This window comes from Amycolatopsis sp. CA-230715, from assembly GCF_018736145.1.
Lineage (GTDB): Bacteria > Actinomycetota > Actinomycetes > Mycobacteriales > Pseudonocardiaceae > Amycolatopsis.
Genome location: NZ_CP059997.1, coordinates 5435233 through 5452500, shown reverse-complemented (window position 1 = coordinate 5452500; position 17268 = coordinate 5435233). Strand labels below are relative to the sequence as shown.

16 protein-coding genes are annotated in these 17268 nt (G+C 67.8%); 13 read left to right on the top strand and 3 right to left on the bottom strand.

Features of this window, described 5'->3' with window-relative positions:
• The first annotated feature begins 33 nt into the window (after window positions 1–33).
• On the top strand, window positions 34–363 hold the full coding sequence (locus HUW46_RS26350; RefSeq protein WP_215541487.1) for a hypothetical protein: 330 nt from the start codon (window positions 34–36) through the stop codon (window positions 361–363).
• A 99-nt stretch (window positions 364–462) separates the two neighbouring features.
• Here the strand turns inward: HUW46_RS26350 and HUW46_RS26345 are convergent, their stop codons facing one another.
• Window positions 463–1632 carry an acyl-CoA dehydrogenase family protein gene (locus HUW46_RS26345; protein ID WP_215541486.1) on the bottom strand — a complete coding sequence of 390 codons (1170 nt, stop codon included), beginning with the start codon at window positions 1630–1632 and terminating at the stop codon, window positions 463–465.
• A gap of 124 nt (window positions 1633–1756) precedes the next feature.
• On the opposite strand from HUW46_RS26345, the gene HUW46_RS26340 reads away from it, so the two are divergent.
• The gene (locus HUW46_RS26340; RefSeq protein ID WP_215541485.1) at window positions 1757–3106 is read left to right on the top strand and encodes a cation:dicarboxylate symporter family transporter; all 1350 of its coding nucleotides are present in this window, start codon (window positions 1757–1759) and stop codon (window positions 3104–3106) included.
• Window positions 3103–3789 (top strand): 4'-phosphopantetheinyl transferase family protein, encoded by a 687-nt coding sequence (locus tag HUW46_RS26335; RefSeq protein ID WP_215541484.1) that lies wholly within the window; start codon window positions 3103–3105, stop codon window positions 3787–3789. Before HUW46_RS26340 ends, HUW46_RS26335 begins: the two co-directional genes overlap by 4 nt.
• A 95-nt stretch (window positions 3790–3884) precedes the next feature.
• On the opposite strand, the gene HUW46_RS26330 is transcribed toward HUW46_RS26335, so the two are convergent.
• Together HUW46_RS26330 and mihF are read right to left on the bottom strand one after the other, a co-directional pair.
• Window positions 3885–5039, bottom strand: a complete 1155-nt coding sequence (locus HUW46_RS26330; RefSeq protein WP_254124930.1) for an isochorismate synthase — start codon at window positions 5037–5039, stop codon at window positions 3885–3887.
• A gap of 175 nt (window positions 5040–5214) precedes the next feature.
• Entirely contained in the window at window positions 5215–5526 is a 312-nt protein-coding gene (gene mihF / locus HUW46_RS26325; RefSeq protein ID WP_215541483.1) for an integration host factor, actinobacterial type, read from the bottom strand.
• A 348-nt stretch (window positions 5527–5874) separates the two neighbouring features.
• Here mihF and HUW46_RS26320 point away from each other — a divergent pair, with 348 nt between their 5' ends.
• The 10 genes from HUW46_RS26320 to HUW46_RS26275 all read left to right on the top strand — a co-directional run bounded on the left by HUW46_RS26320 (window position 5875) and on the right by HUW46_RS26275 (window position 17262).
• On the top strand, window positions 5875–7512 hold the full coding sequence (locus HUW46_RS26320) for a long-chain fatty acid--CoA ligase (RefSeq protein WP_215541482.1): 1638 nt from the start codon (window positions 5875–5877) through the stop codon (window positions 7510–7512).
• Between the two features lie 85 nt (window positions 7513–7597).
• Window positions 7598–8851: an ABC transporter substrate-binding protein gene (locus tag HUW46_RS26315; RefSeq protein WP_215541481.1), complete on the top strand. Its 1254-nt coding sequence runs from the start codon at window positions 7598–7600 to the stop codon at window positions 8849–8851.
• Complete coding sequence (locus HUW46_RS26310; RefSeq protein ID WP_215541480.1) at window positions 8851–9747, top strand: carbohydrate ABC transporter permease; 897 nt, start codon at window positions 8851–8853, stop codon at window positions 9745–9747. The genes HUW46_RS26315 and HUW46_RS26310 overlap by 1 nt, the downstream gene beginning before the upstream one ends.
• Window positions 9744–10565, top strand: a complete 822-nt coding sequence (locus HUW46_RS26305; protein ID WP_215541479.1) for a carbohydrate ABC transporter permease — start codon at window positions 9744–9746, stop codon at window positions 10563–10565. Before HUW46_RS26310 ends, HUW46_RS26305 begins: the two co-directional genes overlap by 4 nt.
• 355 nt (window positions 10566–10920) lie before the next feature.
• On the top strand, window positions 10921–12651 hold the full coding sequence (locus tag HUW46_RS26300) for a TIGR03767 family metallophosphoesterase (protein ID WP_215541478.1): 1731 nt from the start codon (window positions 10921–10923) through the stop codon (window positions 12649–12651).
• 52 nt (window positions 12652–12703) lie between these two features.
• Window positions 12704–13093 carry a PaaI family thioesterase gene (locus HUW46_RS26295; protein ID WP_215541477.1) on the top strand — a complete coding sequence of 130 codons (390 nt, stop codon included), beginning with the start codon at window positions 12704–12706 and terminating at the stop codon, window positions 13091–13093.
• 100 nt (window positions 13094–13193) lie between these two features.
• The gene (locus tag HUW46_RS26290; RefSeq protein ID WP_215550125.1) at window positions 13194–14381 is read left to right on the top strand and encodes a peptidase C39 family protein; all 1188 of its coding nucleotides are present in this window, start codon (window positions 13194–13196) and stop codon (window positions 14379–14381) included.
• An 86-nt stretch (window positions 14382–14467) separates the two neighbouring features.
• Complete coding sequence (locus tag HUW46_RS26285) at window positions 14468–15562, top strand: S-(hydroxymethyl)mycothiol dehydrogenase (protein ID WP_215541476.1); 1095 nt, start codon at window positions 14468–14470, stop codon at window positions 15560–15562.
• A 125-nt stretch (window positions 15563–15687) separates the two neighbouring features.
• Entirely contained in the window at window positions 15688–16164 is a 477-nt protein-coding gene (locus tag HUW46_RS26280; protein WP_331477141.1) for a gamma-glutamylcyclotransferase family protein, read from the top strand.
• Window positions 16165–16347: 183 nt separating this feature from the next.
• Window positions 16348–17262 carry a PRC and DUF2382 domain-containing protein gene (locus HUW46_RS26275; protein WP_215541475.1) on the top strand — a complete coding sequence of 305 codons (915 nt, stop codon included), beginning with the start codon at window positions 16348–16350 and terminating at the stop codon, window positions 17260–17262.
• Window positions 17263–17268 lie beyond the last annotated feature (6 nt).

The window sequence follows — 17268 nt, the reverse complement described above, 5'->3', positions numbered from 1 at the left end:
GCCCAACTCGCGTTGCTGGGGGAGCCTGGAAGGGTGACTGAGCAAACGATCCAACTAGAACTGGACGACTCGGGTCTCGCACCGGGCTTGCCGGTGCCGACACACCCTCGGGATCAGGTACAGGATGTGCCCTACCGCCCGGTGGAGTTCCGCGACGATGATCTGCCCACCGCGCTGGAACGGTGCGCGGGATGGCTCCGTCAGGCTCAAGAATGGCTCGGAGAGCCGGTCGACGTTCTAGCACTGCACCTCGATTACGACGAACGTGAGGGTTCGCCGTACTACGACGTGAAACTCCTGTGCAACGAGGAAGACCTGGCAGGCGTGCCGATCGCGGTGCGCAAGCAGGCCGCGCACGACTGACCTTCGCTTCTTCGAGTACAAGCTTTCCGAATAGACGCTTTCCGAGTACGGAGTGTGGGCGGGTGCCCCACACTCCGTACTCTTCTCGTGCGAAAGAAATCAGCCGAGGATTCCGCCGACCTTCACGTGTCCCTTCAACAGGTTCCGCGCGATGGTGCGCCGCTGGATCTCGTCGGTACCTTCGTAGATCCGCAGCAGCCGCAGTTCGCGGTACCACCGTTCGACGGGCAGTTCCCGCGTGTAGCCCATACCGCCGTGGATCTGCAGGACGCGGTCGACGATTTCGTTCGCCTTCGTGCCGCCGTAGAGCTTGGCGATCGACTGCGCGTGCCGTGAATCGAGGCCCTCGTCGACCTGCCACGCGGCGTGCAGCACGAGCCAGCGCAACGCCTCGAGTTCGACGCCGGAGTCGGCGATCATCCACTGGATCGCCTGCCGCTCCGCGATCGGCGCGCCGAAGGTCTGCCGGGTGTTCGCGTGCTCGATCGCCATCGACAGCAACCGCTCGCACGAGCCGATCGCCTTGGCGGGCAGCAGGTAGCGGCCGCGGCCGATCCACTGCATCGCGAGCCCGAAGCCGTTGCCGAGCTCGCCGAGGATCTGCGATTCGGGCACCCGCACGTCGGAGAAGATCAGTGACGCGGGGCCCCATTCGCCCATCGTGTCGATGTACTCGGAGCGCCAGCCCATGTCGCGGTCGACGAGAAAGCAGGTGACGCCGCCGTCGGCGCCCTTCTCCGGGTCGGTGATGGCGAAGACCATCGCGAAATCGGCTTCGTTGCCACCGGTGATGAAGGTCTTCTCGCCGTTGATGATCCAGTCCGACCCGTCCTTGCGGGCCGAGGTCCTGATGGCCTTGGCGTCGGAACCGGCGCCGGGCTCGGTGATCGCGAAGCAGGACTTGCGCTCGCCCGAGATCGTCGGCAGGAGGTAGCGCTGCTTCTGCTCCTCGTTGGCGTGGAAGAGGATGTTGTCCGCGGACCCGCCGAAGCTGAACGGCACGAACGTGCGGCCGAGCTCGGCTTCGAGCAGCGCGGTCATCACCGCGGACAGGCCCATGCCGCCGTAGGACTCCGGCGTCTGCACGCCCCAGAACCCCGAGTCCTTCGCCTTCTGGCGCAGTTCCGCCATCTCGTCGGCGGTGACCCCCGGCTTGCCGGCGCGCTCGCGCGTGAGCACCTCCTGCTCGCGCGGCACGAGCTCCTTCTGCACGAAGGTGCGGACCCAGTCGCGCACTTCCCGTTCTTCGACGCTGAGGGTGAAGTCCATCGCCGGCGGCTCCTCGCAGTAATTAAGCGCTTGCTTAGTTCGAGGCTAACACCTGCTTGGCCGCCAAGGCGATGGTGACGTAGGTTTCCCCCGCCAGATCACACGGTGAGGAGCCTCACGAAAAATGTCGACAACGCAGGCGGCGCCGAAGCGGCGGGACCGGACGCACTACCTGTACATCGCGGTGATCGTCGCGGTGGCGCTGGGGATCGTGGTCGGGTTCGCGTTCCCCGACTTCGCGAAGTCCCTCAAACCGCTCGGGGACGGGTTCGTCAACCTGATCAAGATGATGATCTCGCCGATCATCTTCTGCACGATCGTGATCGGGGTCGGCTCGGTCGCGAAGGCGGCGAAGGTCGGCAAGGTCGGCGGCCTCGCGGTCGGCTACTTCCTGGTGATGTCGACCGTGGCGCTGGTGATCGGCCTGATCGTCGGCAACCTGCTGCACCCCGGCGAGGGCCTGAACCTGACCGACAAGATCGCGAAGGCGGGCCAGGACCAGGTCAAGGGCGCCGAGACCACGACCGAGTTCCTGCTCGGCATCATCCCGAAGACGCTCGTGTCGGCGTTCACCGAGGGCCAGGTGCTCCAGACGCTGCTGGTGGCGCTGCTGGCCGGGTTCGCGGTGCAGAAGCTGGGCCCGCGCGGCGTGCCGATCCGCAACGGCATCGAGCACATCCAGCGGCTGGTCTTCCGGATCCTGCAGATGATCATGTGGGCGGCCCCGGTCGGCGCGTTCGGCGCGATCGCGGCGGTCGTCGGCGCGACCGGCGGCGCGGCGCTGAAGAGCCTCGCGATCATCATGGTCGGCTTCTACCTGACCTGCCTGATCTTCGTGTTCGTGGTGCTGGGCTCGCTGTGCTGGTTCGTCGGGAAGGTCAACGTCTTCCGGCTCTTCCGCTACCTCGGGCGCGAGTTCCTGCTGATCCTGTCGACCTCGTCGTCGGAATCGGCGCTGCCGAGGGTGATCGCGAAGATGGAGCACCTCGGGGTCAGCAAACCGGTCGTCGGCATCACGATCCCGACCGGGTACTCGTTCAACCTCGACGGCACCGCGATCTACCTGACCATGTCGTCGATCTTCATCGCCGAAGCGCTCGACAAGCCGCTGTCGCTCGGCGAGCAGATCGCGCTGCTGGTGTTCATGATCATCGCCTCGAAGGGTGCCGCGGGGGTCACCGGCGCCGGGCTGGCGACGCTGGCGGGCGGGCTGTCGTCGCACCGGCCGGAGCTGGTCAGCGGCGTCGGGTTCATCGTCGGCATCGACCGGTTCATGTCGGAGGCGCGGGCGCTGACGAACTTCGCGGGCAACTCGGTCGCGACTGTGCTCGTCGGCACCTGGACCAAGGAAATCGACCGTGAAAGGGTTGAGGAGGTGCTCTCGGGCCGCCTGCCGTTCGACGAGGCGACGCTGCTCGACGAGCAGGCGGACAAGGGTGCGCCCGAGGCGGGCGCGAAGGGGGAACAGACGTGATCGAATGCGCCATCTGGTGGGCCGAGCCGCTGCCGAACGACCCGCGGTACCTGGAGTTCCTCGACGAAGCGGAGCGCGGCCGCCACACCGCCTACCGGATGGAGCTGGACAAGCGCCGCTTCCTGACCGGCAGGGTGCTGAGCAAGACGATCGCGGGCGAGCGCCTCGGCCGCGATCCCAAGTCGATCTCGTTCGACGCCACCTGCACGGACTGCGGCAAGCAGCACGGCCCGCCGTCGGTGCCCGGCAGTGAGCTGAAGCTGTCCATCTCGCACTCGGGTGACCGCATCGGCCTCGCGGTCACCGAAGCCACCCCGGTCGGCCTCGACGTGGAATCCCGCCGCAAAGCCGACGACTCGCTGATCGAATACACCCTGACCCCGCCGGAGGTCGAAGCGATCCACAAGGTTCCCGCCTCGGAGAAGGAAATGGTCTTCTTCCAGTACTGGACGCGCAAGGAAGCGCTGATGAAGGCCACCGGAAAGGGCCTGCGCATCCCGCCGTCGGCCATCACGCTCTCCGGCCCCGGCGAACCCGCGCGGCTCGTGCACTCCACGGACGCGGCACTCGACCCCGCCCGCCTGCGCCTGATCGACCTCGACCCCGGCGAGGGCTACCGCGCCGCCGTCGCACTGATCACCGAGGACGAGGTCAAGGTCACCGAACACCCCTGGCCAGCCTGACCGTCCACTTCGGACAGTTACCCGATGCCCCGAAGGTGGCTTTCAGGGCATCTACCGCCCCGAAAGCCACCTTCGGGGTCTTCACCGCGAGGCGATCAGAGTTCCGGGGGCAAACCCATGGCGCGCAACAGGATCCGGAACTTCACCGAGGTTTCGTCCAATTCGGACACCGGCTCCGAGGCGGGGACGATGCCGCCGCCCGCGTACAACCGCATCGATCGCCGGAGTACCTGCGCGCACCGGATCGCCACGGCCCATTCCCCGTCACCCGCGGCGTCGACCCAGCCGACGGTGCCCGCGTAGTACCCGCGGTCGAACGGTTCGAGATCGCCGACGAGTTCGCGCGCGGATTCCGTCGGGGAGCCGCAGATCGCGGGCGTCGGGTGCAACGCGGCGGCGAGCCGGAACGCGGTCACGTCGCGATCCTTCAACTCACCGGAGATCCTGGTGCCGAGGTGCCACACGGCGGGGGTCGCGACGAGCTGGGGTCCATCCGGGACGGTCAACTTGCGGCAGAACGGGCGCAGGGTTTCCACCACCGCTTCGACCGTCACCGCGTGCTCGACCTGGTTCTTGCGGGACGCGAGCAGACCGGCCGCGTTTTCGGCGTCTTCGGCGGGATCGGCGGACCGCGGCGCGGTTCCGGCGAGCGGGTGCGAAACGACGCGATCTCCGCGCCGGGAAAGGAGAAGCTCGGGGCTGGAGCCGATCAGCGAGCACCCGCCGGGCAGCCCCACGGCGAACGTGTACCCGCTCGCGTTGTCCTTGACGAGGTTGCGCAGGATCGCCGCGGCGCGCACGTCCTCGTCGAAGTCCACATCGAGCGCCCGCGCGAGCACGACCTTGCGCATGTCGCGGTCGTTGAGCGCGGCGACCGCCTTCGCGACGGCCTCGGCGTGCAGTTCGGGCGTGGGCACCGGGCGCACCGCGACGGGCACGCCGACCTGGCGGCGTTCGAAAGCCGCCGCCGCGGGATGCGCGGGCGGTGCGGTGGCCACAGTGGACGGCAGCACCGCATGACCGGGTGCGCCCGCGGTGTCGAAGGGAAGGGCGCCGACCGCGAGCGGCGCGGAGGATTCGGCGAGCGCGTCGGCGACCCGCTCGCTGAGGCGCACCGCGTCGTCATCGGTGCAGGATCGCGCGACGCCCCGCGCGAGCAGGGTTTCGTGCGCGGTGGCCAGGAAGAAGTCACCCGGCGCGTACTGGTCGAGCAGTCCGTCCGCGGTCACCCGCGCACCGATCGCAGTCACTCCTCGCCTCGCTTCCGGCGTGCGGGATCTCCGCGGTCGCCCTCGCGGCCCATTCTCCGCCCTACCGGACCGAGACCGGGCTGAGCGACCGTGCGTCCTCGATCACTCGCGCCGGAAGCGCAGGTCACCCCGCTCGTGGGCGACGGCGAAACACGCCACCCACGAGCGTGGATGGCTACTTGAGCGCGTCGATGAGCGCTTCGCGCTGGCGCTCACCGAGGCCGGCGGCGCGCCGGTCGGGGTCGATACCCGCCTGCTCGAGCAGCGCGGCGACCTTCACCGCACCGAGGCCGGGCACGGCCTTGAGCAGCTGGGTGACCTTCGTCTTACCGATGGTCTTGTCTTCCTTGGCCTTCTTGAGCACCTTTTCAATGCTCTCCTTGCCGGACTTGATCGACGCAAGCAGCTCCGAGCGGGCCTTCCGCGCCTCGGCCGCTTTGGCCAGTGCGTCCGCGCGCTGCTCCGGAGTCAACGTAGGCAGAGCCAACGTATTAGTCCTTTCATCTCAACTGACCGCTTTCGCGGCGACCGCCCGTTCCCCAGGCGCCGACTTTGGCGCAAGCGCTGGTCAGGCCGTCTCTTACCACGCGCCCCAGTAAACGCCACGAGGTACTCGGCTGGGAAACCGACACGCACTTACTACCCGGTAGCGTCGGTGCGGGCAACCTGGTCGAGCGTACTTATCACCCGTCCAAGGGGGGTGAATAACGATTTCCGGCCAAACGATTTCGTGATCGAACGTTGCCAGTTCCGAACCTGCCCGGTTCCGGCAGGCGGCATTAGAGTCGCCGTATCGCGTACCGGCCCCACCGAACGACGTAGATCGGGAGTCACGATGTTGAGCACGATGCAGGACGGTCAGCTTTCGCTCGCGAAGCTGCTCCAGCACGGGACCACGGTGCATTCGAAGAGCGAGGTCGTGACGTGGACCGGCGATGGGGCGCGCCGGGAAACGTACGGCGACCTGGGCAAACACGCGGCAAAGCTGGCGAACGCACTGCGCGGGCTCGGGGTCACCGGCGATCAGCGCGTCGGCACCTTCATGTGGAACAACGCCGAGCACCTCGCCGCCTACGCGGCCATTCCCGCGATGGGCGCGGTGCTCCACACGCTCAACATCCGGCTCTTCCCGGAGCAGCTCACGTTCGTCGCGAACCACGCCGCGGACCACGTCGTCATCGTTGACGGAACTTTGATCCCGCTACTGGCGAAACAACTTCCCGAAATGACCACGGTCCGTCATGTTATCGTCGCCAACGGTGATGCTTCGGCACTGGAGGCTCCAGCTGGAGTTGAGGTTCACTCTTACGGGGAACTCCTGGACGCCCAGCCCGACACGTTCGACTGGCCCGAGGTCGACGAGCGCTCGGCGGCCGCGATGTGTTACACCTCGGGCACGACGGGTGACCCCAAGGGTGTCGCGTACTCCCACCGGTCGATCTGGCTGCACTCGATGCAGGTGTGCATGAGCGACAGCATGCGGCTCGCGCAGGACGACTCCGCGCTGGCGATCGTGCCGATGTTCCACGCGATGTCGTGGGGCCTGCCGTACGCGGCGCTGATGGTCGGGGCCTCGCTGGTGATGCCGGACCGGTTCCTGCAGCCCGGCCCGATCGCGCAGATCCTCGCCGCCGAGAAGCCGACCTTCGCCGCCGCCGTGCCGACGATCTGGCAGGGCCTGCTGCAGCACCTCGACGCGAACCCGCAGGACATCTCGCACCTGCGCGAGGTCGTGGTCGGCGGGTCGGCCGCGCCGCCGTCGATGATGCACGCTTTCCAAGAGAAGTACGACGTGCCGATCCTGCACGCGTGGGGCATGACCGAGACCTCGCCGCTGGGCAGCGTGGCGCGCCCGCCCGCATCGGCCACCGGCGAAGAGGCCTGGAACTACCGGTACACACAGGGCCGCTTCCCCGCCTCCGTCCACGCGCGCCTGATCACCGACGACGGCTCGGAAGCGCCGTGGGACGGTGACAGCGTCGGCGAACTCGAAGTGCAGGGGCCGTGGATCGCGGGCGCCTACTACTCCGGTGAAGAAGGCGTCGAGCCCGACCCGGAGAAGTTCCACGACGGCTGGCTGCGCACCGGTGACGTCGGCAAGGTGACCCCCGACGGGTTCCTGACCCTGACCGACCGGGCGAAGGACGTGATCAAGTCCGGCGGCGAGTGGATCTCGTCGGTCGATCTGGAGAACCAGGTGATGGGGCATCCCGCGGTCGCGGAGGCGGCCGTGGTCGGCATTCCCGACGAGAAGTGGGACGAGCGCCCGCTGGTCGCGGTCGTGCTGCGGGAGGGCCAGAGCGTCACGGCCGAGGAACTGCGCGAGTACCTCTCGGACAAGGTCGCCAAGTGGCAGCTCCCGGAGAACTGGACATTCGTCGAAGAAGTGCCGAAGACCAGCGTCGGCAAGTTCGACAAGAAGCGGCTCCGCGCGTTCCACTCCGAGGGAAAGCTCGACATCAGCCAGCTGTAGCGCGGAAAATCACCACGAGTTCATGGTGCCGTGGCGTGTCCCTGCTCGGGGCGCGCCACGGCACTCTTTCTGGGAGGTTGGGGCAATGGCGCACAGCAGGCGTTCGTTCTTTTCGCTGACCGGGTCCGCGGCCGTGGTGGCCTTCGCCGCGGCGTGCGGGTCCAACACCGGACGGGGGAACGGGGGCGGCGGAACGGCCCTGCAGCAGTGGTACCACGCCTACGGCGAAGACGGTGTGCAGGAAGCCGTCCGCAAGTACGCCGCGGCCTACTCGAAGGCCAAAGTGGACGTCCAGTGGAACCCTGGCGACTACGACTCGAAGATCGTCACCGCGCTGCAGAACAGCCCGGTGCCGGACGTGTTCGAAGCGCAGGTGAAGATCGACTGGGTGCGGCAGAACCAAGTGGTCGCGCTCGACGATCTCGTCGCCGGTGTGAAGGACGACTTCAGCCCGCGGGTGCTCGAAGCGCAGACCGTCGACGGCCGGATCTACGGGGTGCCACAGGCGGCCGACACGCAGGTTCTCTTCTACCGCAAGAGCATGCTGCAGGCGGCGGGCGTGCAGCCGCCGCAGACCGTCGACGAACTGATCGACGCGGCGAAGCGGCTGACGAAGGACAGGGTCAAGGGCCTGTTCGTCGGCAACGACGGCGGGGTCGCGGTGCTCGGCGGGCCGTTGCTGTGGTCGGCAGGGCTGGACTACTTCGCCGAGGGCAACCGCAAGGTCGGTTTCGACGATCCGCGCGCGGCGGTCGCGTTCGGCAAGCTCCGGACGTTGAACGCGAACGGCTCGCTGCTGCTCGGCGCGCCGAGCGACTGGTCGGATCCGGCCGCGTTCATCGACGGCCTGACCGCGATGCAGTGGACCGGGCTGTGGAACGTGCCGAAGATCGCCGCCGCGCTCAAGGACGATTTCGGTGTGCTCGCCTTCCCCCGGCTCGACGGGTCCGGCAAACCGTCCGTTCCGGTCGGCGCGTATGGCGCCTGTGTCAACGCGAAGAGCAAGAACGTCGACGCGGCAAAGGAATTCGTCAAATGGCTGTGGGTCGACCAGTCCGACGACCAGCTCGAGTTCGCCACGAAGTTCGGCTTCCACATCCCGGCCAGGAACTCCCTCATCGACCGCGCGGACAGCCTCAAGACCGGGCCAGCGGCCGAGGCGGTGCGGTTCGTCAAGGAGAACAGCCACCTGGTCGGCGGTCCGGTGTGGACGTCCCAGTCGAACACCGCGCTCGGTGACGCGCTCGCGAAGATCGCCAAGGAGGGCGCGGACCCGGTGCAGCAGACCAGGCAGGCCGTGTCCGTGGCGCAAAACGAGCTGAAGCGCCTCTTCGGCTGATGTCACGGAACACCCGCACGTTCTGGCTCTTCGTCGGGCCCTTCGCGCTCGGCTTGGCCGTTTTCGCGTACCTGCCGATCGGGTGGAGCGCGTACCTGAGCCTCTTCGACGCGCGCAACACCGTCACGCCGACGGAATTCGTCGGGCTGGCGAACTACGTCGCGATGCTGACCGACGGCCCGTTCCTCGCCAGCCTCGGCACGTTCAGCGTGTTCGCGCTCTTCATCGTGCCGCTGACCTTCGCGCTGTCGCTGACGCTCGCGATCGGGGTCAACCAGCTGAGGTTCGCGCGCGCGTTCTTCCGCTCGGTGTTCTTCCTGCCGTTCGCCTGCTCCTATGTGGTCGCTTCGCTGGTGTGGAAGACGTCGTTGTTCTCCGGTGTCCGATATGGACTGGCGAACACCGTGCTCGACCTGTTCGGCATCGATCCGGTGGCCTGGACCGGGACCGTGCACCCGCCGCTGTACTGGGTCGTGCTGGTGACCGCGCGGCTGTGGTTGCAGCTCGGGTTCTACATGATCCTGTTCATCGCGGCGCTGCAACGGATCCCGCAGCACCTCTACGAAGCGGCGTGGGTCGACGGGGCGAAACCGGGCTGGCAGACGTTCCGGTACATCACGCTGCCCCAGCTTCGCGCGACCTCGGTGGCGGTGCTGCTGCTGAACCTGATCAACGCCTACCAGGCGTTCGACGAGTTCTACAACATCATGGGCGACGCGCGGGGCTATCCGCCGTTCGCCCGGCCACCCCTGGTCTACCTCTACTACACCTCGCTCGGTTCGGGCGGGCAGGACCTCGGGCGCGGCAGCGCGGGCGCGGTGATCCTCGCGTTGCTCATCGCGCTGGTGACGTTGTCGCAGGGCAAGGTGTTCCGGTTCGGGGAGGCCGCGCGATGAGGATCGGTGCCGCCTTCAGATGGATCGCGCTCGTCATCGCGGCCGTGCTGTTCCTGCTGCCGTTCTACCTGTTGCTCCGCAATGGACTGTCCACAAGGGAGGAAATCACCGCGCCGGGGTGGACGCTGTTCCCGCGCGCGCTGCACTGGGAGAACTTCACCGAGCTGTTCTCCGACGAGAACGTGCCGTTCCTGCGCAGCATCCTGAACTCGACCGTGGTGGCGACCCTGCAGACGGCGGGGCAGCTCGTGCTGTGCTCGCTGGCGGGCTACGGGCTGGCGCGGATCCCGTACCGGCATTCGAAGAAGGTGCTCTACGCGATCATCGCCACCCTGATGATCCCGACCTCGGTGACCTTCGTGCCGAGCTTCGTGGTGGTCTCCAGCCTCGGCTGGATCTCGGACCTGCGCGGCCTGATCATCCCCGGGCTGTTCAGCGCGTTCACCGTGTTCCTGTTCCGCCAGTACTTCATGGACTTCCCGAAGGAGCTGGAAGAGGCGGGGCGGCTCGACGGTCTCGGCTACTGGGGCGTGTTCTGGCGGATCGTGGTACCGAACTCGCTGCCGTTCGTCTCGGCGCTCGCGGTCATCAACTTCATCGGGAGCTGGAACGCGTTCCTGTGGCCCTTGGTGATCGCGCAGGACCCGTCGTCGTGGACCGTGCAGGTCGCCCTGTCCGGGTTGCTGACCTCGCAGAACCCGAAGATCAACCTGCTCTTCCTCGCCGGGGTCGTCTCGATCCTCCCGATCGTGGCCGTGTTCGCCTTCCTCCAGCGCTACCTGGTCCGAGGAGTCGCCGAGACCGGCCTCAAGGGCTGACCGATCGCTCGCTCGAGGCCCGTAACGCCCCGAAAGTGACCTTCAGGGAATTCAGCGCCCCGAATGTCACCTTCGGGGCACGTGAACGCCCCGCGAGGGGGGCGAATGCCCCTGATGGCCACCATGACGGCACTCAATGCCCCCCCCGTCGCCCGACCGCCAACCCCTACGGGAACGCTTCGCGTTGCTGTGCCCGTCATGGTGGCCTTCAGGGCGAACCTGCCCCGGTCCGATCGCTCGCCCGAACGTGATGAATTTTCGCGTTTTGCTTTGCCGCTGTTCACGCTCCGGCTAATCTCGTGCGGCATCGTGCATCCGGGCTGACGGCTGAGCTGACGAGGGACGGGAGCGGTTGATGGCGGAGTTGAGCAGACGGGGGTTCGTCACCGCGGCGGGGCTTTCCGGGGTGGGGTTGCTGCTGTGCACGCCGACCGCGAGCGCCGTGGACCGCGCGCTCCGCAGGACGGCGAGCCGCGGCGTCACCACGGCGGGCACCACGCTCGAAGCGACGGCCGCGCCGGTGACCGAAGGGCCCGCGTACACCCGGCTGACCGCGGGCCCCGGCTGGCCGCTCGTGGTGCGCCAGGAGCTGGCCGCCGGCAAGGACGGCCGCGACGATCGGCGCACCGCGAAGGCGTCCTTCGTGCAGTTCACCGACCTGCACATCACCGACGCCGAGAGCCCGGCGCGGTTCGAATACCTGCATTCGCTGATCGGCTCGGCGCACCGTCCACAGGAGACACTGGGACCGGTCGCGACGGCGGCGCTGGTCGAGCGGGTGAACAGCCTGCGCGCGGGCCCGTTCACCGGGCGGCCCTTCGACTTCATGGTGACCACCGGCGACAACACCGACAACCACGAGCACATCGAACTCGATTGGTTCCTCGGCATCCTCAATGGCGGCAAGGTGGTGCCGAACTCCGGCGACCCGTCCCGCTACGAGGGCGTGCAGGACTCGGGCTCGCCGACGTTCTGGAACCCCGGCAAGAAGCTCGACGACGCGTACACGAAAAAGGGCTTCCCGCAGGTGCCGGACCTCCTGTCCGCCGCTATCGGCGAGTTCACCTCCCCCGGCCTCGACATCCCGTGGTACTGCACGTTCGGCAACCACGACGACAGCGTCGTCGGCACGCTGCCCGAGGGCATCCCCGGTATCGAGCACTGGTACACCGGCGATCTCAAGGTCATCGGCAAGGACGAGTCGACGATGCGCAAGCTCGCCTCGACCATCACCACCCCCGGCGCGGCGGTGCCGGTCACCGAGCTGTTCGGCGGGGGCGGCACGATCCGGAAGGTCACCCCGGACGAGCGGCGGCGGCCGTTCACCACGGCCGAGTTCGTGCAGGCCCACCTCGACGCCGCGCACATCGGCCCCGGTCCGGAAGGCCACGGGTTCACCGGCAACAACGCCGACGGGACAGATGTCTACTACACGTTCCGGATCGCGCCCGGTGTCACCGGGATCAGCCTCGACACCACCACGCTGGCCGGGTTCGCGGACGGGTCGATCGGGCTCGGGCAGTTCAGCTGGGTCGAGAAGACGCTGAAGCGCGGCAGTTCCCGCTACTACGACTTCTTCGGCAACAAGGTGACCCACCAGGTCACCGACGAGCTGTTCGTCCTGTTCAGCCACCACACGTCCGGCACGATGGGCAACATCCTCCCGGACGCCCGGCACCTCCTGGAGCCGCGCCTGAACGGGGACGCCTTCGTCGGCCTGCTCCAGCGCTTCCCGAACGTGCTCGCCTGGGTCAACGGGCACACCCACCGCAACCAGATCATCCCGCACGTGGGCAAGACGCCGCGGCAGAGCTTCTGGGAGATCAACACCGCGTCGCACATCGACTTCCCGCAGCACGCGCGGATCATCGAGGTCGCCGACAACGCCGACGGCACGTTGTCGCTGTTCACGACTCTGGTCGAGGCACAGGCGCCGTACGCCGTCGACTATGCGGACTCCTCGCCGCAAGCGCTTGCGTCGCTGTACCGGGAGTTCTCGTACAACGACCTCCACGCCGATCTCGGCCAGGTCGGCGTGCCCGGCGACCGCAACACCGAGCTGATCCTGGCCAACCCGCTGGCCTGAATTACCCCGGAGATAATCGACGCGCGGCGCAAGATCGGGCAGGCTGCGCGGCATGACGCCCGACGCACTGTTCGCCACCATGCCGTTCGCGGCCCGCCTCGGACTCGAAGCCGTCGAGGCGGGGCCCGAGCGGGTCAGCGCCAAACTGGCCTGGGACAAGGAGTTGTGCACGCTCGGTGACGCCCTGCACGGCGGCGTCCTGATGGCGCTCGCGGACAGCGCCGGTGCCGTGTGCGCCTTCCTCAACCTGCCCGAAGGCGCCGCCGGGACCACCACGATCGAGTCGAAGACGAACTTCCTGCGCGGGGTTCGCGAAGGACACGTGACCGCGACGTCGAAGCCATTGCACGCCGGGAAGAAGGTCGTGGTGGTCGAGACCGAGATCCACGACGACGCCGGCAAGCTCGTCGCGAAGGTCACGCAGAGCCAAGCAGTCCTCTAGACCATTGCCTTTACCGGGGCCGCGGGCGAAAATCCTCCACTAACCGAGGGACGGAGTCGCCGTGCGGGCACGAAAGATCATCACCCTGCTGACCGCCGCGATGATCGCGGCCATGACGGGACAGGCGGTCGCGGCGCAGCCGCGCCAGGACGAGGCGATCGACTACCACGAGTGGACCGATTTCGCGCACGGCACGGCGAACGGCACGAAGGCGGGCCCCAAGGGGCTCGAACTCGCGAAGCCCGCGGGCACCATCCAGCACGACGGGAAGTCCTACGAGTTCGGCCAGTGGACCTCGCCCGAGTACGGCCAGGGCTTCGACGCCAGCCAGCTCATCGCCTCCTGGAACGCGACCACCCCGGCCAAGACCTGGCTGCAGGTCGAGGCGCAGGGCAAGACCGCGAGCGGCGCGACGACGGCCTGGTACGTCATGGGCCAGTGGGCCTACGGCGACGGGGACATCAAGCGCACCAGCGTGAACGGCCAGGACGACGCCAACGCCGACGTCAGCACGGACACGCTGGAGATGAAGCCCGGCGTTGGCCTGCGCTCGTACCAGCTGCGCGTCACCCTGTACCGCGAGGCCGGGTCGAAGGGGACCCCGGAGGTCAGCAGCCTCGGTGCGATGACCTCGGCGGTGCCGGACCGGTTCGAGGTGCCGATCTCCAAGCCGGGCAAGGCATCCGGGATCGAGCTGCCGGTGCCCGCGCACGCGCAGAACCTCCACAAGGGACGCTTCCCCGAATACGGCGGCGGTGGCGAGAACTGGTGCAGTCCCACGTCGACGGAGATGGTCGTGGAGTACTGGGGACACGGTCCGAGCAAAAAGGACCTGAGCTGGATCCCGGACGGTTACGTCGATCCGAGCGTCGCCTACGCCGCGCGGTACACCTTCGACTACGCCTACGACGGCACGGGCAACTGGCCGTTCAACACCGCCTACGCGGCGCACTACGGGCTCAAGGGGCACATCACCCGGCTGCACTCGCTGTCCGACATCGAGGACTACATCGCGCGCGGCATCCCGGTGATCACCTCGCAGTCGTTCCTCGCCAGCGAACTGGACGGGGCGGGCTACGGCACCTCGGGGCACATCATGGTGGTCATCGGGTTCACGAAGGACGGCGACGTGATCGTCAACGACCCGGCGTCGAGCAGCAACGACCGCGTGCGCAACGTGTACAAGCGAGCGCAGTTCGAGACGATCTGGCAGCGCACGAAACGGCACACCGAGAACGGCGCCGTGGCGAGCGGGCCGGGCGGGGTCGCCTACGTCATCACGCCGTGACGACCACCCGAATGTAGCTATCGCCATACCGGCATGATCCGTGGCAAGCTGCGGGCAGACGCAACGCTGCTGGAAGGTGGTACGGCATGCCCGCAGAAGTGCAGGGAGTCATCGCACGCGCGAAGGGCGAGCCGGTCTCGCTGGAGACGGTGATCGTGCCGGACCCCGGTCCCGGCGAGGCGGTGGTCTCGGTCAAGGCGTGCGGGGTGTGCCACACCGATCTGCACTACCGCGAAGGCGGGATCAACGACGAGTTCCCGTTCCTGCTCGGCCACGAGGCCGCCGGGTATGTCGAGCAGGTCGGCGAAGGCGTCACGGATCTCGCACCCGGCGACTACGTGATCCTCAACTGGCGCGCGGTGTGCGGCACCTGCCGCGCCTGCAAGCGCGGGAAGCCGTGGTACTGCTTCTCGACGTTCAACGCGGCCAAGCCGATGACGCTCACCGACGGCACCGAACTGAGCGCGGCGCTCGGCATCGGCGCGTTCCTCGAGCGCACGCTCGTCCACAGTGGACAATGCACCAAGGTGAACGAGGCGGCCGAGCCAGCGGTGGCGGGCCTGCTCGGCTGCGGCGTGATGGCGGGGCTCGGCGCCGCGATCAACACCGGCGCCGTCACCAGGGGCGATTCGGTGGCCGTGATCGGCTGCGGCGGCGTCGGCGACGCGGCCATCGCGGGCGCGGCGCTCGCCGGTGCGGGCACGATCATCGCGGTGGACACCGACGAGCGGAAACTGGGCTGGGCCAAGGACTTCGGCGCGACCGCGACGCTGAACACCAAGGGAAAGTCCGAAGAGGAAGTCGTCGAGGCCATTCAGGACCTGACGAACTCCTTCGGCGCCGACGTGGTGATCGACGCGGTCGGCAGGCCGGAGACCTGGCGGCAGGCGTTCTACGGCCGCGATCTCGCGGGCACCGTGGTACTGGTCGGCGTGCCGACCCCGGAGATGCGGCTCGACATGCCGCTGATCGACTTCTTCGCCCGCGGCGGCTCGCTGAAGTCGTCGTGGTACGGCGATTGCCTGCCCTCGCGGGACTTCCCGATGCTGGTGGACCTGTACCTGCAGGGCAGGCTGCCGCTGGACAGGTTCGTCACCGAACGGATCGCGCTCGACGGCGTGGAACAGGCCTTCGAGCGGATGCACCACGGCGACGTGCTGCGCAGCGTGGTGGTCTTCTGAGCTTCTCCGACGCCGGCTACCCCGCCGATCCCTATCCCGGTGCGCGCCCCGCCTTTTCCTTCGTCCACGAGGCGGGCGCGCTCCGGCGGATCGACGGCGCCACCGATCTGGCCGGGCGGACGCCGGTGCTCGCCTACGGGTCGAACGCGTGCCCGTCGAAGATCACCTGGCTGCGCCGGGAACTCGGGCTGACCGGCGCGGTCACGGTGCTGCGCGCGACCTGCCACGGCCTCGCCGCGGTATGGGCGGCGGGCCTGCGCAAGCGCGACGGGCAGCGCCCCGCGACGCTCGCCGCTATGCCGGGCGTCACCGAGGTGCACGCGATCTGGCTCGCCACGCCGGAGCAGCTCGCCGTGCTCGACGTCTGCGAGGGACGCGGCGACCGGTACCACCTCGCGAAGCTCCACAGTGGACAGATCGTACTCGACGACGGTTCCGCCGTCGAAGTGCTCGCCTACGTCGGCGCGAGCGCGCAGCGGATGCCGCTGCTCGTCGACGGCAGCCCCGTCCGCACCTCGGACGTGCCGCAGCACGCCGCCGTCGCACTCCTCGGCGAGCCCGCGGAATCGGACGGTCTCGATCGGACAGTCATTTCTGAATGACACCGCTGTTCTTCTCGACCTGTTCAGGTCATCCTTTCTTTCTTACCCGGTCACCCACGGTCTCAAACTGACACGAACAGGGTTCACCCACCTGAGGGCCCAGCGCTTGCGTGCCACTTTGGACGGTCTGATGGTGAAGGAAGCCGAAGAGCGAATCCGAACTCGGAAAAGGAGCGGGAAACCATGGCACTCACCGTCCAGCCGCAGGATCTCATCGACAGCACCGTGATGGACAACTCGGGCAGCAAGATCGGCAAGGTGGGCACGGTTTACCTCGCCGACGACACGCACCAGCCGGAGTGGGTGACGGTCAAGACCGGGATGTTCGGCCAGAAGGAGAGCTTCGTGCCGCTTTCCGGCGCCGATATGGCGAATGACGGGCTGCACGTCCAAGTCGACAAGGACCAGGTGTCCGACGCGCCGCGGATCGACGCCGAAGGCCACCTTTCCCAGGAGGAAAGCGTTCAGCTCTACAAACACTACGGCCTGCCCGGCCCGCGCTCCGGGAACCGCGAGGACGCCAAGCATTCCGGCGGTGGCGACAACCGCGACTCCGCGATGGGCGCGGCCGGTGGCGCCGCGGGCGGAATGGCAGGCGGAATGGCCGGTGCCGCGGGCGGTAAGCACGTGACCGATCAGCAGATGACCGACAAGCAGATGGCCGACCGGCAGCAGGGCGGCCGCGACACCGCGGCGGCGAAGGGCGGGCGCCACGACGCGTCCACTTCGGACGACATGATCCGTTCCGAGGAGCGGCTGAAGGTCGGCACCGAAGAGGTCGAGACCGGGCACGTCCGGCTGCGCAAGTACGTGGTGACCGAGGAGCAGCAGGTGACCGTTCCGGTCAGCCACGAAGAAGTCCGCATCGAACGCGAACCGATCACCGACGCGAAGGCGAGCGGCAAGGCCGAAATCGGCGAGGCGGAACAGGATGTCACGCTGCACGCCGAAAAGCCGGTGGTGCGGAAGGAAGCCGTGCCGGTCGAACGCGTGCACCTCGGCACCGAAAAGGTCACCGAAGAGCAGACCGTCTCCGGCGAGGTCCGCAAGGAGCAGATCGACGTCGACGACGACACGCGCCGGGGCAAGCACTCCTGACCCCGC

What these genes read in the sequence shown, in the direction of transcription:
- HUW46_RS26305 (WP_215541479.1), top strand. Translation starts at nt 9,744, where the DNA reads ATGAGGATCGGTGCCGCCTTCAGATGGATCGCGCTCGTCATCGCGGCC.
- HUW46_RS26320 (WP_215541482.1), top strand. Translation starts at nt 5,875, where the DNA reads ATGTTGAGCACGATGCAGGACGGTCAGCTTTCGCTCGCGAAGCTGCTC.
- HUW46_RS26290 (WP_215550125.1), top strand. Translation starts at nt 13,194, where the DNA reads ATGATCGCGGCCATGACGGGACAGGCGGTCGCGGCGCAGCCGCGCCAG.
- HUW46_RS26285 (WP_215541476.1), top strand. Translation starts at nt 14,468, where the DNA reads ATGCCCGCAGAAGTGCAGGGAGTCATCGCACGCGCGAAGGGCGAGCCG.
- HUW46_RS26295 (WP_215541477.1), top strand. Translation starts at nt 12,704, where the DNA reads ATGACGCCCGACGCACTGTTCGCCACCATGCCGTTCGCGGCCCGCCTC.
- HUW46_RS26300 (WP_215541478.1), top strand. Translation starts at nt 10,921, where the DNA reads ATGGCGGAGTTGAGCAGACGGGGGTTCGTCACCGCGGCGGGGCTTTCC.
- HUW46_RS26345 (WP_215541486.1), bottom strand. Translation starts at nt 1,632, where the DNA reads ATGGACTTCACCCTCAGCGTCGAAGAACGGGAAGTGCGCGACTGGGTC.
- HUW46_RS26340 (WP_215541485.1), top strand. Translation starts at nt 1,757, where the DNA reads ATGTCGACAACGCAGGCGGCGCCGAAGCGGCGGGACCGGACGCACTAC.
- HUW46_RS26275 (WP_215541475.1), top strand. Translation starts at nt 16,348, where the DNA reads ATGGCACTCACCGTCCAGCCGCAGGATCTCATCGACAGCACCGTGATG.
- HUW46_RS26310 (WP_215541480.1), top strand. Translation starts at nt 8,851, where the DNA reads ATGTCACGGAACACCCGCACGTTCTGGCTCTTCGTCGGGCCCTTCGCG.
- HUW46_RS26315 (WP_215541481.1), top strand. Translation starts at nt 7,598, where the DNA reads ATGGCGCACAGCAGGCGTTCGTTCTTTTCGCTGACCGGGTCCGCGGCC.